The organism is Lactobacillus sp. ESL0681 (genome assembly GCF_029392835.1).
Taxonomy (GTDB): domain Bacteria; phylum Bacillota; class Bacilli; order Lactobacillales; family Lactobacillaceae; genus Lactobacillus.
This window is the reverse complement of record NZ_CP113943.1, coordinates 1369526-1387204: the sequence shown is the minus strand read 5'-3', so window position 1 is coordinate 1387204 and position 17679 is coordinate 1369526. Positions and strand designations below refer to the sequence as shown.

At 36.4% G+C, this 17679-nt stretch carries 17 protein-coding genes; 2 read left to right on the top strand and 15 right to left on the bottom strand.

Features of this window, described 5'->3' with window-relative positions:
• Nucleotides 1-139: 139 nt before the first annotated feature.
• From OZX59_RS06625 to OZX59_RS06605, 5 genes are all read right to left on the bottom strand, one after another.
• Nucleotides 140-955 (bottom strand): hypothetical protein, encoded by an 816-nt coding sequence (locus OZX59_RS06625; RefSeq protein ID WP_277125442.1) that lies wholly within the window; start codon nucleotides 953-955, stop codon nucleotides 140-142.
• Between the two features lie 67 nt (nucleotides 956-1022).
• Complete coding sequence (locus OZX59_RS06620) at nucleotides 1023-1784, bottom strand: hypothetical protein (protein WP_277125440.1); 762 nt, start codon at nucleotides 1782-1784, stop codon at nucleotides 1023-1025.
• Nucleotides 1784-2239 carry a LytTR family DNA-binding domain-containing protein gene (locus OZX59_RS06615; protein WP_277125438.1) on the bottom strand — a complete coding sequence of 152 codons (456 nt, stop codon included), beginning with the start codon at nucleotides 2237-2239 and terminating at the stop codon, nucleotides 1784-1786. The genes OZX59_RS06620 and OZX59_RS06615 overlap by 1 nt, the downstream gene beginning before the upstream one ends.
• 148 nt (nucleotides 2240-2387) lie before the next feature.
• A complete protein-coding gene (gene purB, locus OZX59_RS06610; protein ID WP_277125436.1) occupies nucleotides 2388-3683 on the bottom strand; it encodes an adenylosuccinate lyase in 1296 nt (431 codons plus the stop codon).
• Nucleotides 3684-3686: 3 nt separating this feature from the next.
• Nucleotides 3687-4973, bottom strand: coding sequence for an adenylosuccinate synthase (locus OZX59_RS06605; protein ID WP_277125434.1), 1287 nt, complete (start codon nucleotides 4971-4973; stop codon nucleotides 3687-3689).
• A 194-nt stretch (nucleotides 4974-5167) separates the two neighbouring features.
• On the opposite strand from OZX59_RS06605, the gene OZX59_RS06600 reads away from it, so the two are divergent.
• Complete coding sequence (locus tag OZX59_RS06600) at nucleotides 5168-6160, top strand: GMP reductase (RefSeq protein WP_277125432.1); 993 nt, start codon at nucleotides 5168-5170, stop codon at nucleotides 6158-6160.
• Between the two features lie 129 nt (nucleotides 6161-6289).
• Here OZX59_RS06600 and OZX59_RS06595 read toward each other — a convergent pair whose 3' ends face one another.
• Nucleotides 6290-6658, bottom strand: a complete 369-nt coding sequence (locus OZX59_RS06595; RefSeq protein ID WP_277125430.1) for a hypothetical protein — start codon at nucleotides 6656-6658, stop codon at nucleotides 6290-6292.
• 119 nt (nucleotides 6659-6777) lie between these two features.
• Here OZX59_RS06595 and OZX59_RS06590 point away from each other — a divergent pair, with 119 nt between their 5' ends.
• The gene (locus tag OZX59_RS06590; protein ID WP_277125428.1) at nucleotides 6778-8493 is read left to right on the top strand and encodes a BspA family leucine-rich repeat surface protein; all 1716 of its coding nucleotides are present in this window, start codon (nucleotides 6778-6780) and stop codon (nucleotides 8491-8493) included.
• Nucleotides 8494-8537: 44 nt separating this feature from the next.
• Here OZX59_RS06590 and OZX59_RS06585 read toward each other — a convergent pair whose 3' ends face one another.
• The 9 genes from OZX59_RS06585 to OZX59_RS06545 all read right to left on the bottom strand — a co-directional run bounded on the left by OZX59_RS06585 (nucleotide 8538) and on the right by OZX59_RS06545 (nucleotide 17670).
• Nucleotides 8538-9932, bottom strand: a complete 1395-nt coding sequence (locus OZX59_RS06585) for an APC family permease (RefSeq protein ID WP_277125426.1) — start codon at nucleotides 9930-9932, stop codon at nucleotides 8538-8540.
• A gap of 144 nt (nucleotides 9933-10076) precedes the next feature.
• On the bottom strand, nucleotides 10077-10730 hold the full coding sequence (locus OZX59_RS06580) for a nitroreductase family protein (protein WP_277125424.1): 654 nt from the start codon (nucleotides 10728-10730) through the stop codon (nucleotides 10077-10079).
• A 2-nt stretch (nucleotides 10731-10732) separates the two neighbouring features.
• Nucleotides 10733-11623: an SDR family NAD(P)-dependent oxidoreductase gene (locus OZX59_RS06575; RefSeq protein WP_277125422.1), complete on the bottom strand. Its 891-nt coding sequence runs from the start codon at nucleotides 11621-11623 to the stop codon at nucleotides 10733-10735.
• Between the two features lie 141 nt (nucleotides 11624-11764).
• Nucleotides 11765-12358, bottom strand: coding sequence for a TetR-like C-terminal domain-containing protein (locus OZX59_RS06570; protein ID WP_277125421.1), 594 nt, complete (start codon nucleotides 12356-12358; stop codon nucleotides 11765-11767).
• 382 nt (nucleotides 12359-12740) lie between these two features.
• Nucleotides 12741-13085 carry a PTS lactose/cellobiose transporter subunit IIA gene (locus OZX59_RS06565; RefSeq protein ID WP_277125419.1) on the bottom strand — a complete coding sequence of 115 codons (345 nt, stop codon included), beginning with the start codon at nucleotides 13083-13085 and terminating at the stop codon, nucleotides 12741-12743.
• 12 nt (nucleotides 13086-13097) lie between these two features.
• Nucleotides 13098-13433 carry a PTS sugar transporter subunit IIB gene (locus OZX59_RS06560; protein ID WP_277125417.1) on the bottom strand — a complete coding sequence of 112 codons (336 nt, stop codon included), beginning with the start codon at nucleotides 13431-13433 and terminating at the stop codon, nucleotides 13098-13100.
• 33 nt (nucleotides 13434-13466) lie between these two features.
• Entirely contained in the window at nucleotides 13467-14348 is an 882-nt protein-coding gene (locus OZX59_RS06555) for an ROK family protein (protein WP_277125415.1), read from the bottom strand.
• An 18-nt stretch (nucleotides 14349-14366) separates the two neighbouring features.
• Entirely contained in the window at nucleotides 14367-16343 is a 1977-nt protein-coding gene (locus tag OZX59_RS06550; protein WP_277125413.1) for a hypothetical protein, read from the bottom strand.
• Nucleotides 16344-16356: 13 nt separating this feature from the next.
• Complete coding sequence (locus tag OZX59_RS06545) at nucleotides 16357-17670, bottom strand: PTS transporter subunit EIIC (RefSeq protein WP_277125411.1); 1314 nt, start codon at nucleotides 17668-17670, stop codon at nucleotides 16357-16359.
• Nucleotides 17671-17679 lie beyond the last annotated feature (9 nt).

Here is a 17679-nt window from a genome sequence, read left to right as displayed (position 1 = left end):
ATGCTCATCTTATCACTTAACCGCTTACAATGGTTAAGAGAATATATAGCTTAATAAATATTTAAAGAAATATATTGATTATTTTCTATTATAGTATTTTAACTTTAACGAATTATAAAAATAGCTAACTTACCAAATATCAAATTTCTTTTTTATAAGTCTCATAAACTGGACACAATTCAAAAGGAAATCTTTGATAACAATGCATTGCCAATTGATCAGTTGAATCAAATTCTCCTGCAAGCTGTTGATATTTTCCCTTTGCCCAATCAAGCTGAATATTTTGCAGTATATCCAAATATTCTGGCTCTATAGCTCCCATCCAACCTAAAGTTAATGTGCCTGGCTCATCCTCAAACAAAAAACAATACGCCAAAAACTGCTGATCTTTAATGAGTGCAATTGGTGCTTCAGGTAAAACAGCATTATAAATTGTTCGTTCCCATTCAGTTAAACCAATCTTAGCAACTGGATTAAGTATGTGGCTTATCTGATAATCATGATAGTTCAACTTAGCTAAAGCTGCGAAAGCAGTTGGCCGCTTTTTCAAATCACTATAACTAATAATTTCAAAACCTTCAGGAATAGTCAAATTCGTCAATTCAAGGCTAGCTAATAAGAGCTGTGGTTGAACTGTCGTTCTAACAAGTGCAAAATTTGCTGCTTGAGCAAGTGAATTAAATAATAATTGCGGGGCATAATCTTTAGTAATCAACGTCGTTAAGCCTTGATTCTTTGCCCTTTTTTGCAAAAAATCCAAAATTTGTGTAAAAGTTTGTGTTTGATAATTCAAATCTATTGTTGGACTTATCCACGCCGCAAAATTTAGCGAATATGGATGAATTGAATTACGCCACCAAACACTCTCACCAACAACCGTATCGCCTAGACGATATTTTTTCAAATTATCCGGATAGCTTCTTACTTGCCGCAAAAATTCACGTTTATATTTCATTATTTTTTACTTCCTGAGTAATGAGAAATAGTACATGAAATGCGTTCCATTAAGACACGCATTTTATTTATATATAATTAACATTAACATTTCCAAGTTTACTACTACCTGTTAAAACCAAGGTCGGTCCTTCGCCAGAGGAAGTTCCCCGTACTTCAACCTCACCAAAGACTGAAGTAAGTTGGTCATCAACTTGCCAAGCTAACGGAATATAAATTGAAATTTCACTCATTGATGAATTAATATTCACCATTACAGTATCACCAGCAGGTGTAGCAGCATCAAGATAAACTTCAGCATTTCCCATTAGCGAATTAATAGTTACACTGCACAAATTCTGCGAATGCACATAACGTGAGACATCCGACATTCTTTGACTGATTACAATATCCGCATCATCAACACTTTTACTATCGCTGCCAAAAATATGATCAGCATGAAAAGACTTTTCCGTTCCCATTTTAGTCCAATTCCCCTTAAATTCATGGCCATTAACATAAACATGGGTCTTATGACCATGTTTAGTAAAAATCAAATGCAAGCCCACACTAATTAGGCAGGCGGCCAGCAGCACAGTCCACGGCACAATCCGTGTAATTTTGAGCGGTTTAGCATAAATAATTAGTAAGAATGCCATAGAAAATACTGTTGCTGTTATGCTTTTATTAACTATACCTGCGATTAAGCATGCACCAAAAATAATTGTCCAAAGGACTGTCCAAAAGTTCAATTGGAAGGCCAACAAATTAAGCTGATTCATGACCAAAAAGGCAGCTGCAGCTAGCAAAGTAAGGCCCCAAAATATTTCTTTAATTTTATGTTTCTTCATTATAATGACCTTCTCTCATTTAACCGATCACGTAAACTATGGTAATAGTGTCGTGAAACATAGACAGCTTTATAAGTATCATGAAAGTGTACCTGACAATTCGAAATCGATCTGGTCAACGCGTATACTTGCCTTAAATTTAAAATCGTTGACTTCGACACCCGCATAAACTGACTACTTAACAAATCCTCAAGTTCGTATAACTTATAATCAATACTGAACGATTCACGCTTAGTATGAGCAATCACCTGTCGCTCTTCTGTCTCAAAAAACAAAATATCAGTTAAATACAAATAATATGAAGCACCATCTTTATGACACTCAAGCTGATCTGGTCGTTTATTAACCTCCTGAAGTTGCCGATAAACTTGCTCAACTTCTGCCGATAATTCTTTGGCATGAATTGTCACCACAGGTTCTGCAATATCGGGATCAAGATCAATCTTAACTTTCATGATTCTCACCTGCCTTTCACTATTTTATTAAACGCTAATTTATTATTAAAATCTAGCTTCTTTGCATAAGTGGTCAATTTTTAAGACTAAGATGTAATTTTTGCAGGTATCAAAAAAGCAGGCTTATTAACAGTCTGCTTTCAAACATTTATTCAAGTCCTAACTGAGCAAAGATTTCATCAACATGACGCAAATGATAGTGATAATCGAATGCATCATCAATCTCTGCCTGAGATAAATAATTTACAATCTCACTATTTTCCACTAATTTTTTAAATGAAATGCCTTCATTCCAAGACTTAGCGGTTAACTGCTGCACCATGTCATAAGCTGTTTCACGAGCCAAACCCGCTTCATCAATTAACTTAAGCAGAAGTCTTTGTGAATAGATTAAGCCATAGGTTTTATCCATGTTTTTGCACATCGTTTCAGGAAAAACATCGAGATTAGCCAAAATACGATTGAAGCGATCAAGCATGTAATCAATGCCAATTGTCGTATCCGGCAAAATTACTCGTTCAGCACTAGAATGCGAAATATCACGCTCATGCCATAAAGAAACATCTTCATAAGCAGTAACAATATTGCCACGCAGAACTCTTGCCATCCCACACAAATTTTCAGAACCAATCGGATTACGTTTATGTGGCATAGCTGATGAGCCTTTTTGGCCCGCTCTAAAATGTTCTTCAACTTCATGGATTTCCGAACGTTGCAAGCCGCGAATTTCTGTTGCCCAGTTTTCAATACTAGTCGCAATCAAAGCCAAAGTAGCAATATATTCCGCATGTAAATCACGCGGTAAGATTTGGCTAGTAATCGGCTGACGCGTTAATCCCAGTTGCTGCATCACGCTGATCTCAACTGCTGGTGGAACGTTAGCAAAGGTACCCACTGCTCCAGAAATTTTGCCAGACTCCACTCCTTTAGCCGCGTGCTCAAAGCGGTCTATGTCTCGGTTAATTTCCGCATACCAGCGAGCTAATTTTAAGCCAAAAGTTGTTGGTTCAGCTTGTACACCATGTGTACGCCCCATTTCAACCGTATACTTATATTTGATTGCTTTTTGTGCAATCGTCTGCTTTAAAGCTTGTAAATCTTGTCTGATAATCTCATCGGCTTGCTTTAATTGTAGTCCTTGAGCTGTATCAACCACATCAGTTGAAGTCAGCCCAAAATGAACCCATTTTTTCTCTGGGCCAAGGCTTTCAGAAACTGTCCGAGTAAAGGCAACCACATCATGATGGGTTACCTGTTCAAGTTCGGCAACCCTTTCAGCTGTAAAGCTAGCATTCTGGGCAATTTTTACTGCATCTGCTTTTGGAACTTCGCCAATTTCACTCCACGCATTTGTGGCCGCAATTTCAACTTGTAGCCAAGTCGCATATTTATTTTCATCTGTCCAGACTTGACCCATTTGTGGTCGTGTATAACGTTCAAGCATAACTTATAATTCCCATGGATCTTGTAAAACAATCGTTTGTTGGCGTTCAGGTCCGAGCGAAACCGTTACTAACGGCACACCAACTAATTCACTAATGCGTTTTAAAAAACTCTGAGCATTCTTTGGCAAGTCAGACCAACTCTTAGCGCCAGTAATGTCTTCATCCCAAGCAGGTAATTCCTCATAGACTGGTTTACAACGATCTAATTCCTTCAAACTAGCTGGATAATAGTCAATCGTTTGTCCATCAAGTTCATAAGCTGTCGCAACTTTAATACGATCAAATCCACTAAAAATATCAAGTAAGTTCAGACTCAAGGCAGTAATCCCAGCAACTCTTTTAGCATGACGCAAAGCAACTGAATCAAACCAACCAACTCGACGCGGACGACCAGTAACCGTTCCATATTCATGTGCAGTATCGCGAATCCGATCCCCGGTAGCATCAAGTAATTCAGTTGGAAATGGTCCCTCACCTACCCTAGTCGTATAAGCCTTGCAGACACCAATTACCGTTTGCAAGCGGTTAGCGCCAACTCCAATTCCACTAGCAATTCCACCAGAGATGGTATTCGATGAAGTCACATAAGGATAGGTGCCTTCATCAATATCTAGCATTACTCCTTGGGCACCTTCAAGTAGCACATTTTCATTGCGATCTAGGGCATCATTAACCAAAACAGAGGTGTCAGTAACATACTGAGCTAATTTTTGTCCATATTCATAATATTGCTCAAAAATTTCGTCAAACTCTAACGCAGGTTTACCATAAACTTTGGTAAACAAATCATTCTTTTCAGTCAAATTAGCATGTAACTTTTCAGCTAATGTCTCTTTTTCTAGTAAATCACAAACTCTGATACCAATTCTCGAAGCCTTATCCATATAAGTTGGACCAATTCCATTCTTAGTGGTGCCAATCTTATTAGCGCCCTTTACTTCTTCTTGATATTCATCCTGCAGAATATCATAAGGCATGATGACATGCGCCCGATTAGAAATCTTAAGCTTGCTAGTATCAATATTGTTAGCCTCAAGGTTCTCAAGCTCACCCAGCAGAACTTCTGGATTAATTACCACACCATTACCAATTACAGCACTTTTAGCAGTAAAAATCCCTGATGGTGTTAATCTCATTTTAAAAGTTTTATCATCGATTTCTATGGTATGGCCAGCATTATTACCGCCATTTGCCCGGACTGCATAAGCTGCGTCTTTACTTAAAAAATCTGTAATTTTACCTTTACCTTCATCGCCCCATTGGCTACCAACAACTGCAACTGCTGTCATTACTATTCACCTCATAAAATTCCACAATATTACGGTAATAATTTTACCAAGTCAATTGACATTAGTCAAATTTAAATACGAATTATTTAAGCTAATATATTTTAAATAGTTCGATTTTTGTATTGACAAGCTCGAAAAATTCTATTATAGTTACTCACGTTCAATGATGTATGAATTTAGGAGTCGAGTTAATTATGAGTAATTACTTCAGCATGGAAGCCTTTGATTATGATGATATTCAATTAGTACCAAACAAGGGAATTATTAGGAGCCGAAGCGAAGCTGATACCAGCGTCAAGCTAGGAAACCGAACATTTAAATTACCGGTTGTTCCTGCAAATATGGAGAGCGTAATTAATGATAATTTAGCTATCTGGCTTGCCCAAAATGGTTACTATTATGTTATGCATCGTTTCCAACCAGAAAAACGACTTAATTTCATTAAAATGATGCACCAAAAAGGACTTTTTGCTTCTATTTCAGTGGGCATCAAAGACAGTGAATACGACTTTATCGACAAGTTAGTTAGTGAGGGTATCACTCCCGAGTATATTACTATCGATGTCGCTCATGGCCATTCAGTCTTTGTTATTAAAATGATTAAATACATTAAATCGAAATTACCAGATAGTTTTTTAACTGCTGGCAATATTGCTACGCCTGAAGCAGTTCGCGAATTAGAAAATGCCGGAGCAGACGCAACTAAAGTTGGTGTCGGCCCTGGTAAAGCCTGTATTACTAAACTCAAAACTGGTTTTGGCACTGGTGGTTGGCAACTAGCTGCTCTTAGAATGTGTAGCAAGGTTGCTAGCAAACCAATTATCGCTGACGGCGGCATTAGACATAACGGTGATATTGCTAAGTCTGTCCGCTTTGGTGCAACAATGGTAATGATTGGTTCTATGTTAGCTGGGCACGAAGAATCCCCTGGCAATGTTATTAAGATTGACGGCAAAACTTATAAACAATATTGGGGTTCAGCTTCCGAAGTACAAAAAGGTGCTTATCGCAATGTTGAAGGTAAACAAATGCTAGTAGATTATCGTGGTTCAATTGCCGACACGCTAACAGAAATGCAAGAAGATTTACAATCAGCGATTTCTTATGCTGGTGGTAAAACCCTTAGTTCAATCAAACTTGTCGATTACGTCATCGTAAAAAGCTCAATCTTTAATGGAGACAAATAAATTTTTTAGCTAAATTTTAATTTAATGTAGCAATAAGACACCATTTCCGTTAAAATGATAATTGTCTTAGCACTGTTAGGTAGTCGGTGCTGAGACTTTTTGCATTTAAGGAAAAATAATTGAATTAGTCTACTCAGGCATTTCTGCCGCATCTTGAATCGTTTTTAACAATGGTGTTTTGCCAAATCCACGGTCTTTGAAAGTTATCATGTAATAACGGTGATTAATTTTACTAGCAAAATAAAGTATGTTACCACTGCCTTGATTATCGGATGATATCTCTACCTTAGTAATTTTTTTCTTCCGCAAATATTTTCTAGTTAACTTATCAGCTGCATATCGTCTTATTCCTTTGTCAGTTGAAAGACCTTGTTGAACAACGTTAGCCAAACGACTATTGTATAAGTTATCATGAATAACTAATAAGCCATAACAACCAGCAAGTAGTAGAACCAATGCTAACAATACAAATAAAAGCTTTTGAAACGTTCTTTTCATATTAAAACTCCTCATATATAAGCTATAAGCTCATTATACAGCTCCCTTAAACAGATTCTCAGCATTAATATACTTATCGTTATACAATGTGCGTGAAGCTTAAAAAAAGGAGGCTAATTATGAAAAAATTCTGGTCTAATAAGAAATTATTGGTAATATGCTGCAGCATCGTTAGCGCCGGGCTATTTACAATTGGATTAGCAAATCCACAACCAGTACAGGCAAGCGATTTATTGCCAAACACAACTACCACTAACAGTAATCAACACTTAATTGGCATGGATGGATCTTGTCAGTGGGACTACGATCCAAGCAGTAAGACTTTAACCTTCAGGCCCCAAAAGCCTAATGCTAGCCTTTCCTCAACTCCTATTACTAAACTTAATCCGCAATTTAAAGAACTCAAACAAATTAACTTTACTCACCCAGTTAATTTAGCCAAAAATTCACAGAGTAAATTTAAAGATTTAACTAAACTGGAAAATATTCAAGGACTCAATTTAGTCAATACAGGCAATGTAACCAATATGATGGCCATGTTTGAATATGACCATAATTTAACTAAGCTAGACTTAAGTAATTTTAATACTAAAAAAGTAACTAATATGAATGCCATGTTCGCCAGTATGGAAAGACTAACTGAGCTTAATGTCAACAAGTTTGATACCAGCAATGTAACTAATATGAATTATATGTTTGAAGGGCTTAGTAAGGTCACTAGTTTAGATCTTAGTAACTTTGATACCGGCAAAGTTACTTCAATGAGCGGAATGTTTGCTCGTGACGGTGAGCTTACCAAATTAGATTTGCGTAGCTTTAATACCATCAATGTACAAGATATGGATTATATGTTCAGTGACTTAACAAAGATTAAGTCGTTAAATTTAGCTAGTTTTAATACTAGCAATACAGTAGATCTTAGCTACATGTTTCTTGACGATACTAACTTGACATCGCTTGATCTTAGTAACTTTGATACTACTCAAGCTGCCAAATACGATTTACGTACATTAGGAATCTTAGCCAATTGTGGTAATCCCGAGGGTTTCGTGCTAAAACTAGGTAACCACAGACTCAGGAAGTCAGCTTTTATTGGCAACAAAATGACGCAAATTAGAGCAATTGGTAATGGTGAGCTTGACCACCCACAAGGCACAACTTATTCACTCAAACAATTCCAAGACTTATACAACCAGGCCGCCAAAAATTGTCCTACCGATACATATATTATGTCCAAGGGTAAGATTGTGAATTTTAAGCAAAAACCTCTCGCAATAGTTGATCGAACTACTAAGCACAACGCTTATCTCTATGATCGAACAGGTCTACGTGTCAACCAAATTACTATCCAAGCAGATTCCAAAGTTGCTACTTACGACTCAGCTGTTATTAACGGCAAGAAGTTTTACTATATGGGCAATGGACTATATATTGCTAATGACGATATTGGAACTACTACCAAGGGTAATGGTAACTTGCTTGTTAATGGCAAAGCAGTTGCTCAAACAACCCTAACTGATCAAAACGATTTACCAACAAGTATTGTAGTCTTTAAACCGAATAAGACAATTTCAAGTGCCATTATAAAAAACAAAAATGGACAAAACTATTATGAAGCAGATGCAGAGCATATCGTTCCCGCTAATCGTTATGCCACAACCAAGCGTAAATTGATCCATAATGCCTATCTTTACGCCCCTAACGGTAAACGCATTGGCAAAAAGGTTCTAAAGCGCAAACAAGTCTATTCAACTTATGGTAATGCAGTCTTGATTGGCAAGCACTATTATTATTTCCTGGGAAATAATCAGTATGTCAAAGCTGCTAATTTTTAAAAAAGTTATTGGGGAAAAGCAATTGCGTACACAAGCAGTTGCTTTTATTTGCGATCTTTTCTTGAAATCAAAAACATTGCTAGCGGCAAAATTACTAACCCAAAAAGCATTACTGCAATTGCTGACCAATTAACACCAATTATTTTCCCATTATCGACTATACCAAACTGCAGCCGCCAATCATATTTTATTAATAGAAAGCCAACTAAAATAATGGAAAAAATCGGATCAATTAGATCAGTCCAAACATTTTTATTTGCAGGTAAAACTGCTTCCTTACTTTTATCAAAATAAAAGGCAATTACTGCTAATGGCACGACTAAATAACCTAAAAATCTGACTATGGCACTTAGCGTAATTAGATTGGTTAAATTATATTGAAAAGCCAGTGGCACTAAAATTGCTAGTGCAACAGAGATAAGAAATGTTCTTGCCGGAAAGTTGTGCTCCGTGCGCTTAGTTAAGGATTGCGAAAGTTGTTGCTGACGGGCCATTGCTTCCAAGATTCGTGGCGCATTAAAGCTTGAAGCAATATTGACACCTAACATCGAAACTAGTGCGCCAACTAAAATTATTGCTCGCAAGATTTTATTATTAAAAACTGCACTAATTGCCACCACTTGTTTAGTAGTCATCAATGCCTGCGGATTGAGTAATATTGCCACTGTTATCACACCAATATAAATAATCGCAATTATCAAAATAGCCAGTGGAATTGCCTTAGGGAGATTTTTTTCCGGCTTTTGCATATCATCAGAACCAGAAGCTATCGACTCAAAGCCCGTAAATACGAAAAAAGCAGCGACTACTGCCATGACAAAGTTAGTTAGTGTTATATTCGGAACAATTTTTTGACCATGCTGAGTAATTTGATCAACCGCTGTTAAATCAAGTGAAGCCCCACTCTTTAACAGTAAACTAACTCCAGCAATAATTATTAAAATTAAAGCAGCAATTTTACCAACTGTTGCAATATTCATTACCAACTTCAAAAACTTCTGTCCCAATAAATTGATCATAGTAATAATTGACATCAATAATAAAAAGCCGAGCGTTATATTTATCGGATTATCAGCCTGCCCACCAAAAATTGCAATCGTTGATTTGATCACTCCTACAGCCATTACGCCCCAAGCTACACTAGCTGAAAAATAGCGTAAAATTCCAATATAAAAGCCGACATTATCGCCAAAAGCTGCCTTCGCATAAGCATATGCAGCTCCTGATTTAGTTACATATTTAGCTGCTGCTGCAAATGAGATAGCTATAATTGCTGCCAAAGTCGCAGCAATTAGATAAACCATTAATGCCTTGCTTCCTACCCGCTTTACTACACTACTTGGTGTTAAAAAAATACCAGACCCAATAATTGAATTAATGGCCAGCAATACAATTGACCAGAAGCCCAGCTTATCATTAAACTTTCTACTTTTATTCACTATGAATCACCTCATTATTGCTAATCTTACTAATATTATAATCGGTAATAAGTAAGGCAAGTGATTATTTGTTTATACAAAAATAGCAGCAATAAGCTTAATTCATTGCTACTATTAAAGTATAATTATTTTAATCTTTATAACTTAAGCAAATTTAAATACCTGCTTAACAGGATAGCGTACAGATTTAATCTCAGGAACGTAATCCTTAGTAGTCTTACCTACTGCAATAGCCATAACGGGTACAAAACGTTTAGGATCCAAGTCAAACATTTCTGCCGCTTTAGTAGTATCATAACCACCAATTGGGTTAGTGTCATAACCATGCGCACGTGCCACTAACATGAACTGCATGGCGGCTAAAGATGAATCAACCGCAGAATCCATTACCAAGGTGTCATAATCCGCATGCTCATACAAAGGCAAAAAGGTACTAAAAACCTCATCCAATTTTGCTTTATCAATCTGACCATTATGATACGCCTTAGTCCAAAGATCGCGATATGACTTATATGCATCAGTATCACCAAACAACAGTACCATCGCTGAGCAAGTATCTATTTGCGGCGTATTAAACTTCATAAAATATTGCTTTAACTTTGCTTTACCTTCTTCAGTGTCCACAATGACAAAATGCCATGCCTGCAAATTACATGATGACGGCGCTGTAGTCGTCTCTGTAATCATTTGTTCAAATTCTTCATGTGAAATTTTCACGGTTGAGTCAAAATTTCTTACCGATTGTCGATTAAATACTACGTCTTTGAAATCATTATTTACAATTTGTTTATCTGCCATAATTAATTATCTCCTTCTAATTTATGTGTTTGGGTTAAAAACGGAGCCAGTGCTTGTAAGTCTGGACCTTTGCCCTCTGGAATACCTTTTGTTCTACCAACGATCGCATCATTTACACCTGGATGGGTCAAAATATAAAACTTATCATCCTCAAGTGCTTTAAAAACAAGATTTGCTACGCCATCAAGTGCCATGCCTGTTGTAATATCAACCTTAGCCTGTTTTTGTCCAGCTTTAAAAGTTTCACTAGTATAATAAGGATCGCTTTTATCAGTATATTTTTCCGGGCGATGCTTTTCTGTATGATATAAGTCTGTTTGGACAAAGGCTGGACAAAATACATGTAATCCAACATTGGCTTGAGCAACTTGTAAGTCATATTCAACTGCCTCACTCATCCCGACGACAGCGAACTTAGTCGCGTAATATGCTGGCATTTGCGGACTAGTCATTAACCCTGCAATTGATGCTACATTCAAAATGTCGCCGTGTTCTTTCTGTTTGCGCATAATTGGAATTACGCGTTTTAATGCCCAAACTTGACTCATTAAGTCAGCATGCAAGATCCATTCCCAATCCCTAGTTGGCAATTCCCAAACGGGGCCAGGAATTGCAACACCAGCTGAGTTTATCAATAAATTAATTTGATCATATTTATTCATTGTCTGATTAACTAGATTATCAATCTCAGTTTCTTCAGTTACATCAGTAAGCACACTGATTGCTTGCACACCAATTTCCTTAACGTCTTGCAACGTTTTTGCTAATGCTGGTTCATCAATATCTGCCAATACAAGTTTCATGCCGCGTTTAGCTGCTTCTAAAGCAAATTCACGCCCAAACCCATGTGCTGCACCGGTAATTACTGCAACTTTATCCTTGAATTCTTTCATTACGAAATATCCTTTCTTTGTTAAGCTTATAACTAAATATTTCTTATATTTACATTCTAAGCGTTTTCAAAAGCAATCAAAGATACAATTAACAGTTTTTGTAATATATCTTACAAAATTGATAAATTATTAGAATACTAATTAACAAAATAAGTTCTTATTTTTATCAGCTACTTTAAGAGAATAGACAATAATATCTTGCTGTGTTCGACACAACCGTTGCCTAATCTCGTCTGGTGTTTCTTTTTGACCATTACCTAGCCAATCAAAGATAATTTCAGTAAACCCACCTGTAAACATTTCTGCAATAAATAATCTGTCATCTGCTCGAACTTGCAAATGGTATTTTTTAATAATTTCATCGATATAGCCCAATAAAACATTGATTTGCGGCTTTCTGAAAAATAAATTAAATTGATAAATATCTAGACTATCATAAAATGCTCGTCCCAATAATTGGTTATTCTGAAAATAAGTTAAGACTTTATACAAATCTTCATCCCATTTTTTATAGCCTTTGGATTCATTTAACAGAGCAATAATCTCGTCTTGAACCGTCCATTTGATAAGATCTTGAACATCTTCAAAATGATAATAAAAAGTTGGCCTAGTTTTATTTGCTACTTCTAAAAGTTCTCTCACCGTTATCTTGTTTAATAGTTCTTTTTTAAGTAACTGCTTTAGTGCACCAGAAAAATCTCTTTTAGTTTGTAAACTAATTTCAGTATTCTTCATTTTTTGCCTCTTCTGCACATCATAATTTTAATTAAGCAACTATCTATAAAGCGCTTTTTTAATACTTTAATTATAGATTGTTTTCTATTGCACAAGCAATACATTGACCAAACTTTTTTTAGTCTCTTAGCAGCCTTTCTCCCATATTATCAACGCTAGCCTAAACAAAAAAGTGTCTGGGAAAAAACTCAGCACAAAAGGGAATGTTAGAATAAAAAGCTAACATTCCCTTTTTGATGCAATCTTTTGTTCATATTATGCTCTGAAAAAGTTACAAAGCTTAAAAACATTTGCAATAATATTCGATTTTAACGGTCACTTTTAACCCTAATTTTTAAAAATCAGAGTTATTTCCCAGACACTTATTAATTGGTATCATTAATTATTCCCGTGCAAATAGTTTTTCATACAAGTCGACCATTTCACCAGCAAGATCGCGGAAAGTAATAGCATTCATTAGGTGATCTTGTGAATGCACCACTAACAAAGTAACCTTAGTATGTTCGCCTTGAGCCTCCTTAGTCAGCATCTCAGTCTGTGAATTATGTGCATCTGTTAGTGACTTATCTGACTCTGCTAATTTAGCTCGTGCCGCACTAATTTCACCTTGTTTGGCTAATCTAATTGCTTCAAAAGCCAGACTTTTAGCATTACCACCATTAGCAATTAAACCCATTGCAGCCATTAAAGCTTCTTCATCTTTTGACGTCTGTTTTTCTTCTGCCATCTTAATTTTCCTTTATCCGTTAATTAATGTTTCGGCTTGAGCCAAGACTTTAGCGCCATCCATTAAGCCATAAGCTTGCATATCGATAACTCCTAGAGGAATATCAGCACCCGCTGTACTTTTCCCAGCTAGCTTTTTAGCAAAGTCATCCTTCATATAGCTAACTTGTGGCCCTAATAAAACGCAATCAATCTGTTCTTGTTCAATATGGGCATCTGCTTCACCTGCAGCGCAAGCAAAAATCTTTGCATCAATTCCCTGACTTTCTGCTGCTTGTTGCATCTTAGTAACTAGTAATGATGTACTCATCCCTGCTGCACAATTTAGCATTATTGTTTGTTTTGCCATAACTTTTCCTCTTCTTTATATCTTGTTTAATAATTACTTTTGATTAGACCACAATGCTTGTTCAGCTAATGCGAAACCACCAATTATGGCTGACCCGTTATGTTCAATTGCCGGCATACTAATATAATCTGCCAAGTCAGGTACCTCGACATAGTCAGCTAACATTGGTGCAAATTCTGCTCTAACTTTAGACAGCAATTCTTCGCTAATCACACCACCGCCTAAGATTATTTTGTTAGGACGCAAAATTAACGTTGCTTGCATAACTGCTTGAGCAAGATAATAGGCAATTATTTGCCAAACTGGATCACTTAATGGAACATTCTCGCCTTTTTTACCAGTTCTAGCTAAAAAAGTTGGACCAGCGATTAATCCTTCAAGACAATCTTGATGATAGGGGCAGTTTCCCGTAAAATCACGATCTTGTGGATGTCGTTTGACTAAAGTATGTCCCATCTCAGGATTACCAATTGTGCCAACAAATTGACCGTTAATAATGGCTCCAGCACCGACTCCTGTTCCTACAGTATAGTAAACTAGCGAATCAACCGGTAATTGTTTCCTTTTGGACACTACATACTCACCATAGGCCGAACTGTTAACATCCGTTGTCCAATAAATGGGCACGTGTAACCCTTGTTTAAGATAACCCACAAAATTGGTATTTTGCCAGTACGGTTTAGTAGTAGAAGTAATATAACCATATTTAGGTGAGTGCGGATCCAAATTAAGTGGTCCAAATGATCCAATTCCAATTGCTTCAACCGCAAATTGACTAAAATAATCTGCTACTTTGCCTAAAGTCTCTTCCGGTGTAGTCGTTGGAAAATAAGCTTTATCTTTAATCTGATAATTTTCATCGCCAAGTGCACAAATAAACTTAGTGCCACCAGCTTCAATACTACCAACTAGCATATGCAAATTCACTTCCCATTACTTAACCTTTTTGGTAGACAAGATGATTACTCCCGGTCCAGAAAAGTTAAAAGTCTTACCATGATTGAGCTTAATTGTTTTCTTACTTGTCGCAACAGGGAAGCCATTGGTATTAACTTTACGCTGATTTTTAAAGTAATTATACCGATAAAATTTTTGTTTAGTTTTAGATAAATTCTTGCTCTTTAACTTTAAGCTACCACTCTTATTCGAGTCCTTAATCAACACGTAGGTCACATCTTTACCTTTTTTGGCAGTTAAAATTCTAAATCCAGCTGACTTACCCGTCTTGGTTTCACCCAATATCTCTGAATGTGGTGGTATTAACTTAGTCATCAATGACCAAGTATAAAAGTGCGGTCTAATCTGTTCTTCTTTAGGCTCGTTATACAAACGACCACCAACTGAATTCCAAAATCCCCACTGCTTCAAAGACCGAATATCACTACTTGGAAAGCCATTATCTTGATCATGCATTGCATCATCTAAATCCCAAAGAGATACACCGTTAAAGCCTCCTCGCGCCACTTGTGCCGCTGCATCAGCCATCAATATACCGTAGCGATAATCTCTAATATATGATTGTGAATCGCCATTGGTTTTACCAGTTACCAGACCAAGTTCAGTCATATAAAAGTCTTTGCCCTTTACCACAGAACGTTGCTCAGCAACCTGCTGTTCAACCTTGCCATCAGTAATTTCTTCTACCGAAGGGTACATATGAGTATCATATAAGCCAAGCTTTTGTGAAAAGTCATGATCATTGGCAATATTATGCAGCCAAGAATTTTGATCATCCCAGACTGTGTCTGGTCCCGTAATTGTCACTTTATCAGTCAACTGATATTTAGACAGCTCATCATAAAGATAAGTTATCCCTTGATGCCATTTATCATAATCTGCACAATATGACCAGTCAGAATTGGCTTCATTAATATAATTAAAATGCTTGATATTAGTAAAGCCCTGTTCATTAACTAGATAATTTAAGAAACCAACAATTATCTTAGCCCACTTTGGATTGTCTGCATTAATTCCACTAAAGGCTCCATTAAATCGTCCTGGAGCTTCCCATTCTCCCAGAATTACTGGAATCTTTTTTTGTTTTAAATAGCGAAGCTCACGTAACAATGCCTGATTAGCTTTACTATCAAAGTCATAGATAGGATTACCACTTTTATCTAGTCCCTTGCAGTAAGTATTGGCATAAAGCATTACCCGAACAAATGAAGGATGCAAATAATCTACTCGCTTAGTAATCATGGTCCATTCTTGATCAGTAACTGGACGGGCGGTATATGGATCCCATTGCACGCCAAAGCCCTTGTAATCCTTAACTAATACATTATCACCATTAACGGTAAAACTAGCCTTTTGTTTTTTAACCTTAGATGCATTGGCCTTTTTGACTAATTTAAAATCAGCAAAGGTTAATTTTTGTTGAGCTAAAGACTTAGTATTTTCATTTGGTCCCAAATTAAATTGTAATTTAATCTGCTTTTTATCATCTAAAATACTTTGATCTTTCAAGTCAAAGTTAATCGTTTTAGTCTGATATTGGGTGTCTAAATCAAGCAACTTTTCAGGATAATACTTAGTCTGATAGTCATTACTATCTTCAATATCAAAATAGATACTACTTGGCTTTGTTGCCTTAACCTTAAAGCTCAATTGATATTTTCCATTAGCCAGCTTAATATCTGGTAAAAATAACTGCGAATCCCAATAATCTTTCCCATTTGACTTATTAAAACTGGCGATTACTTCGTCATCGTGATAATCAAGTTTAACATCAGAATCGTTGCTATTATAGGTCTGCCATTTGCGATCATATTTGGTTAATTCATTCTTGGTCTTTTTCTGATTTGTTGCTGATTTGGCAGCTACACTAGTCGTTACTGGTGCTAAAATTGGTGCCATCAGCGTAGTTACTACACTTAATATAGTAAATAGTTTGATTTTTTTATGTTTCATCATGATGCCTCAATTAATTTTCAACAGCAGCATTTTGCGCCGAAACTCTTTCACTAATCTTAACAAACGGCATATAGAACAAAACTCCGATAACAATAATTAACAAGTGCACAAAGATTGCTCGCCAATCACCACCTGTTGCTAAAAAGGCACTCAACACTGGTGGCGTAACCCATGGAATGTAAACTACCACTCTACTCATCCAACCAATTGCTGTAAAGAAGTAGGCAATAAGTAAGCCAATTACTGGCTGTAAAACAAATGGAATCATCAATGGAATATTAAATACGATTGGAAAACCAAAGATCATTGGTTCATTAATGTTAAATAATCCTGGGACGAGTGATAAACCAGCTACTGTCTTGCTAGATTTTTGTTTAGCAACTAAAAAGACTGCAATAATTAAACAAATTGTTGAACCACTACCGCCAATCATGCCAAATGTATCTAAGAAGGTCTTATTCATAATGTATGGCACAGCCTTATGAGCATTGTAGGCAGCCATATTCTTATTCATATTAATCAATAACACAGGATCAAGTAACGTACCATTAACAACGGTTTGGTGAATTCCCAAAGTAAATAAAAAGTTACCGATACTATAAATAAATAATGAACCTGGCAAACTAGTATTGAACGATCTTAATGGTTCTTGGATTAACTTAACAATTAACGAAATTAAATCGGTTTGACCAAAAACTGCTAATAAAGCACCTACTAATGCAAATGCACTAGCAGTTAAAATACTAGGAATCATCGAGTTAAAGGATTCGCCAACCATTGGTGGCACCTTATCACCCAAATTAATCTTGAGTTTTTTAATACTACCTAGCCAAATAAATAGCTCGGTTGCCAGCAATCCTACAATAATGCCAGAGAACATACTACTGGTACCCAGGTTGGCATAGGATAAGCCACCTGTAACATCAACTGGCTTAGCATTAGTAGCCAAAGTTAAGGAAACCTTCTGTGGCATCATCATAATTAATGCAGCAAGCGATATAATCGCTGCAGCCATCGGGTTTTTATAATTCTTATTCTTAGCTAACGTAAAACCTGTAGCTGGAGCTAAGGCTAACCCAGCAATATTAAGCGTCCCATTTGAAATTAAAGTTCCCCAAACTTGCAAATTCGCTAGCGTTTGCCCCTTAAACAACCAAGGAAAAATAACGCTATTAATTAGTGTTCCTATCCCAGCTAAAATGAATAGCGGCATAATCATTGCAAATGCGTCACGCAATGACCGTAAATGAACCTCATTGCCGACTTTACCACAAAAGTTTGAGAACTTTTGTACTGCCGAATTGTTTTGTAACTTACCTTCCATTAATTAGCA